The 5,832-nt window shown below is 64.5% G+C and carries 4 protein-coding genes; all 4 read left to right on the top strand.

The features are described 5' to 3' along the window. Positions 1 to 601 (top strand): TonB-dependent receptor domain-containing protein (locus ACXJKR_RS22280; RefSeq protein WP_457324671.1); only part of this gene is annotated, 601 nt, incomplete at its 5' end. A gap of 153 nt (positions 602 to 754) precedes the next feature. After that, on the top strand, positions 755 to 2,227 hold the full coding sequence (locus ACXJKR_RS22285; protein WP_457324672.1) for a tryptophan halogenase family protein: 1,473 nt from the start codon (positions 755 to 757) through the stop codon (positions 2,225 to 2,227). A 195-nt stretch (positions 2,228 to 2,422) separates the two neighbouring features. After that, on the top strand, positions 2,423 to 3,799 hold the full coding sequence (locus ACXJKR_RS22290) for a glycoside hydrolase family 43 protein (protein WP_235532098.1): 1,377 nt from the start codon (positions 2,423 to 2,425) through the stop codon (positions 3,797 to 3,799). Between the two features lie 162 nt (positions 3,800 to 3,961). After that, entirely contained in the window at positions 3,962 to 5,644 is a 1,683-nt protein-coding gene (locus tag ACXJKR_RS22295; RefSeq protein WP_457324673.1) for a glycoside hydrolase family 43 protein, read from the top strand. Positions 5,645 to 5,832 lie beyond the last annotated feature (188 nt).

The raw sequence follows: 5,832 nt of genomic DNA on the forward strand, positions 1-5,832 counted from the left end.
CTACCTGGACAAGCTGCCCTTCCTGGACGGCGTGCTGCCGGAGTGGGCCAAGGGCATCGGCGTGTCGGCCAACTACACCTACATCGACGCCAAGCAAAGCCTGTACAAGCAGATCTACAACCCCTATTGCGATGCGGGCAGGACGCAGACGAATGGCACCTTGCACCTGTTCGGCTGCGACACCAACGGCGTGCCGTTCAACGATCTGCCGCTGCCCTACATGGCCAAGAACGCGGCCAACTTCGTCTTGATGTACGACCGCGGCCCGTTTTCGGCACGGCTGGCCTACAACTGGCATAGCCGGGTGCTGCAGGGGGCGGATGCCAATGGCACGCGCGGCGATGATGCGACGAGCGCGGACCCGACGCGCCCGGGTGCCCGGGATGTGGGCTGGGGCCTGCCGACCTGGCAGGAGGCGTWCGGCCAGTGGGACGCGGGCATGAACTACAGGTTCAGCGACCAGTTCAGTATGTCGCTCAACATGACGAACCTGAACAACGTCATCGTCCGCCAGACGCAGCAGCAGCACATCGGCACGATGGGGCGTGCGTGGTTCTACCCTGGCCGCAGCTACTCAATGAGCGCACGCTACGAGTTCTGACGCGGTCCCTGACGCGGCGTAACTGCATGCCGCCTGGACGGACTGTCCGGGCGGCATGCCCACTTGCGTGGGTCGGCGCCGCGTGGCCAGAGATGGAAATGATGGACGTCGGCGCAGATCATTGATGGCGCCCAAGAACTTSGCAGRGTYTCTATGACGCAGAAARTTGMTCGCATCGTCGTCGTGGGCGGTGGCAGCGCCGGCTGGATGGTGGCCGCGGCGCTGGTCACCGGGCTGAAGGGCCGCGCCRCCGTCGAGGTGGTCGAGTCCGAGGAGATCGGCATCRTCGGCGTKGGYGARGCCACCTTCCCGTCCATCCGCAACTACAACCAGCTGATCGGCATCGACGAGCGCGATTTCCTGCGCGCCACSAACGGCACCTACAAGCTGGGCATCCGCTTYTGCGACTGGCTGGACGTGGGCAAGGAYTACTTCCACACCTTCGGCCACTTCGGCAACCTGTTCGGTTCGCAGACGCTGTGGGGCCAGCACCGCCGCATGGGGCTGRCCGARCCGCTGGGCGTGCAGTGCGTGCCGACGGTGATGGCGATGAAGGGCCGCTTCGTGCTGCCCGACGAGCAGGCGCAGTTCAAGTACGCCTACCACTTCGAYGCYGTCCAGTACGCYGCCTTCCTGCGCAAAYTGGCCGTGCAGCGYGGTGCCCGCCACACGCTGGGACGCATCACCGACGTGTCYCGCCGTGCCGATGGYGGCGTGGCCGCCGTGCAGCTGGAGGACGGCCGGCGCATCGARGGYGACCTGTTCGTCGACTGCTCGGGCTTTCGTTCCYTGYTGTTGGGCCAGRCGCTGGMMGAGCCCTTCGTCGACTTCAGCCACTGGCTGCCCGTCGACGGCGCCTGGGCCTGTCCCACCGAGCGGGTCGGCGAGGAACTGGCCCCGTACACCCAGGCCACGGCGCTGGAAGGGGGCTGGGCGTGGCGCATCCCGCTGCAGAACCGCACCGGTCATGGCCACGTSTTCTCAAGCCGCTTCATCGACGCCGACCGTGCCCGCGAACAGCTGCTGGCCCGGCTCGACGGCAAGCCGCTCGGCGAGCCGCGGTTGTTGCGCTTCACCACCGGCCACCGCGAGCGCTTCTGGGTGCACAACGTCGTCGCCATCGGCCTGTCCTCCGGCTTCCTGGAGCCGCTCGAGTCCACCAGCATCTACCTGATCCAGGACGGCATCAGCCGTCTCATGACCCTGCTGACCGCCGGCCGGCCGGTGGACGAGAACGACCGGGCCCTGTTCAACGACGGCGCGGCTCGCCGCTTCGCGCGCATCCGCGACTTCATCATCCTGCACTACTGCCTGACCCGCCGCCGCGACAGCGAGCTGTGGCGGCACGTGTCATCGATGGAGCTGCCAGAGACGCTGGCCTTCCGGATGGAGCTGTGGCGTCGCTACGGCGTGCTGCATGAGTACGACGAAGAGGGGTTCGACGCCACCAGCTGGCTGGCCATCCACGCCGGCATGGAGCACTGGCCGGAGCGCAACGATCCGGTCTTCGCGGAGATTTCGCCGGAGCGSGCCAYGCAGGCGCTGGACCAGCGTCGCAAGGCCATCGAAGCCTCGGTGGCGCGCATGCCGCAGCACCATCGCATGCTGCTCAAGATGCTGGGCTGATCCCTGGCKCRTCTTGAGCTCATGCGGGCACGATAAAAACCATCTGCTGCACGCCCACTGGCGTCAGCTCGGACTGATCAACCTGAAAGGTGAAGCGCCATGCGGCATGGGTCGAAATCGCCCGTAGTTTTCCCAGCGGATGGCCGTTTCGCCGCTCCGCATCGTTCCGAATCGAGGTTTCCCATGATTGCGCGCGTGCTTGCGCTCCTGGCGCTTGTCCAGGCCTGCGTCTGGCCGCAGCCGAGCCAGGCCGAGAACCCCGTCGTCCAGACCAGCTTCACCGCCGATCCGGCACCGTTGGTGCACAAGGGGGTTGTCTACCTCTACACCGGGCAGGACGAGGACGACGCCCGCGACTTCAAGATGCGCAACTGGCGGCTCTACGCGTCGACCGACATGTCGAACTGGACCGACAAGGGCGTCGTGGCGTCGTTGGCCACCTTCCCCTGGGCGGTGCAGGACAACGATGCCTGGGCTTCCCAGGTGGTCGAGCGCGACGGCAAGTTCTACCTTTACGCGTCGGTGAGTGTGCAGGGCTGGCCCAAGAGCGTGATTGCCGTCGCCGTGGCCGACCGGCCCGAAGGCCCCTTCAAGGATGCCTTGGGCAAGCCGTTGATCGACAAGGCCAACGGCTACTTCGATCCCACGGTCTTTGTCGATGACGACGGTCAGGCCTATATGTATTGGGGCAATCCCCATCTTTGGTACGTCAAGCTGAACAAGGACATGATTTCCTACTCGGGCGAGATCAAGCAGATCGACTCCAAGCCGGGGAACTACCAGGAAGGCCCCTGGTTCTACAAGCGCCAGGGCAAGTACTACATGGCCTACGCATCGGCCTGCTGCCCCGAAGGCATTGGCTACGCCATGAGCGACAAGCCCACCGGCCCCTGGGTCTACAAGGGCGACATCATGGACCACAACACCAACTCGACTGGCAACCACCCGGGCATCATCGACTACATGGGTGGGTCCTACCTGTTCGGGTTCAACTACCGGCTGAACTTTGCCGACACGCCCATCCATCGCGAACGCCGCTCCGTCACCGTGACCCGGTTCGACTACAACGCGGACGGCACCATCAACATGCTCCCCTGGTGGGACAACGTCGGCGTCGCTCCGCTCAAACCCTTGTCGCCCTACGAACGCGTGGAGGCCGAGACCATGGCCTGGACGTCCCGCGTGAAGCGGGATCGGGATCGCCCGTTCGACTGGGCGCCTGGCATCAAGACCGCGCGCAGTGACAAGGCCGGCATGTATGTCACGCGCATCACCGATCTGAGCTACATCAAGGTCAACGGCGTCGACTTTGGCAGCAAGGGCGCATCACGCTTCGTCGCCAACGTGGCCAGCGAAATGGACGGCGGCAAGATCGAGTTGCGGCTCGACAGCGTCGAAGGTCCCCATCTTGGCACCCTGACGGTGGCCCGCACCGGCGGCCGGGATCAGTGGCAGCAGCAAAGCGTGCCGGTCTCAGGCGCCACGGGCGTGCACGACCTCTACCTCATCTTCAGGGGTCAAGGCGAGCCGACGATGTTTGAGTTCGATCACTGGCGCTTCGAGCGCAAGTGAGGTCTGCGACCCTGAAGCCGCCCCCGGATCTGAGCGATAAAGAAGAACGAGATTTCCGTCGCCGCAGCTGACGCTTCCTCGCCGTCGCGCCGTGCGCTGCTTCAGGCCGTTGCTGCTGCCTTTACGGCGCTGGACTCGCAAWAACTACTCCAGAGACAAAACATGAACACACACGCTGGCAGCCTGGGCCGCCGTTCCGCCGGCTCTCCCGCGCGTCTCATGAACCGCCCGATCTTTCCCATGCTGATGGCCCTCGTGCTCTCCGTCGCGTCTCAGGTCGTTCCGGCGGCCGAGGCTGCACAGGCAGCACCAGCTGCACAGGCRGCKCCTGCCCACAACCCGCTGATCTGGGCCGACGTCCCGGACATCGCCGTCATCCGTGTGGGCAAGACCTACTACATGAGCAGCAYGACGATGCACATGAGCCCGGGCCTGCCGATCATGAAGTCGACSGACCTGGTCAACTGGAGCATGGCTTCCTACGCCTATGAAACCCTTGCCGACAACGAAGCCATGCGCCTCGAAAACGGCAAAACCGCCTACGGTCGCGGCTCCTGGGCCAGCAGCCTGCGTTTCCACAACGGCGTGTTCTATGTCTCGACGTTCGCCTCTACCAGCGGACGCACCCACATTTACACCACGCGCGATCCGGAGCGCGGCCCGTGGAAAGAGACGAGTTTCGAGCCAGCGCTGCATGACCACAGCCTGTTTTTCGACGACGACGGTCGCGTTTACATGCTCTGGGGGGCCGGTCGCATCACGCTCACCGAGCTGCAACCCGACCTCTCTGGAATCAAGCCCGGCGGCGTGAACAAGGTCATCATCGAAAATCTCAACGCCGTCTTCGGCTCCGACCTGGGCGGGCTCAGCGAGGGTTCGCAGCTTTTCAAGATCAACGGCCGCTACTACCTCGTCAACATCGCCTCGCCCGGGAGCCGCTGGGCGCGCAGCGTCATCGTCCACCGCGCCGACAAAATCGACGGTCCCTACGAGGGTCGCATCGTGCTCGATGACCGCGGYATCGCCCAGGGCGGCCTCATCGACACGCCCGAMGGCAAGTGGTACGCCTATCTYTTCAAGGRCAACGGCGCCGTCGGTCGCATTCCCTAYCTCGTGCCSGTGACCTGGAAGGACGGYTGGCCCGTGCTCGGCGAAAACGGCAAGGYGCCCATGACGCTCGACATCCCSGCCGGCGSACAGGGCGTCTCCGGMGCCTCCGGCATCGTCGCCTCCGACGAATTCRACCGCCRGCCCGGCGACCCYGMCCTGCCSCTSGCCTGGCAATGGAATCACAACCCCAAGCCYCRTGACTGGTCGCTYACCAAGCGSCCGGGCCACCTGAGCCTCRYCACCAGCCGGGTCGTTTCCGCGTTGCCGGAGGCCACGAACACCCTCACCCAGCGCACCTTTGGCCCCAGCAGTTTCGCCACCACGAGCATCGACGTGAGTGGCATGAAAGACGGCGACCTGGCCGGCATCGCCGCTTTTCAGAAAGACTATGGGTTTGTTGGCGTAAAGATGAGCGGCGGCACCCGATCTCTCGTCATGGTGAGCGCCGACTCCGGCAATCCCGAGGAAATCGCCTCCGTTCCCCTCTCCGGCAAAACCGTTCACCTCAAGGTCGAATGCGAATTTCTGCCCGCGCCTGACGTCGCCCGCTTCTCCTACAGCCTCGACGGCAAATCCTGGACCCCCATCGGACGTCCCTCGGCTCTTCACTACACCCTTCCGGAGCACTTCATGGGTTATCGCTTCGGTCTCTTCTATTACTCGACCAAAACCGCCGGCGGCCGTGTGGACTTCGACTATTACCGAATCGGACAAGGGGCGAAAGACGGGCGCTGACGCGGCGCGACCTTATTTCCCACTTCCCCCAATTTCCGCCCGTCATGAAAAAACCAACCTTCTCCGCTGTCGTTCTCTTGTCCGTGTTGGCTCTGCTGCCCGCGACGTCATTCGCGCTCAACCCGGTTATTCAAACGATGTACACGGCCGATCCGGCCCCCATCGTCCATAACGGCACGCTCTACCTG

Source organism: Roseateles sp. P5_E11, from assembly GCF_054049355.1.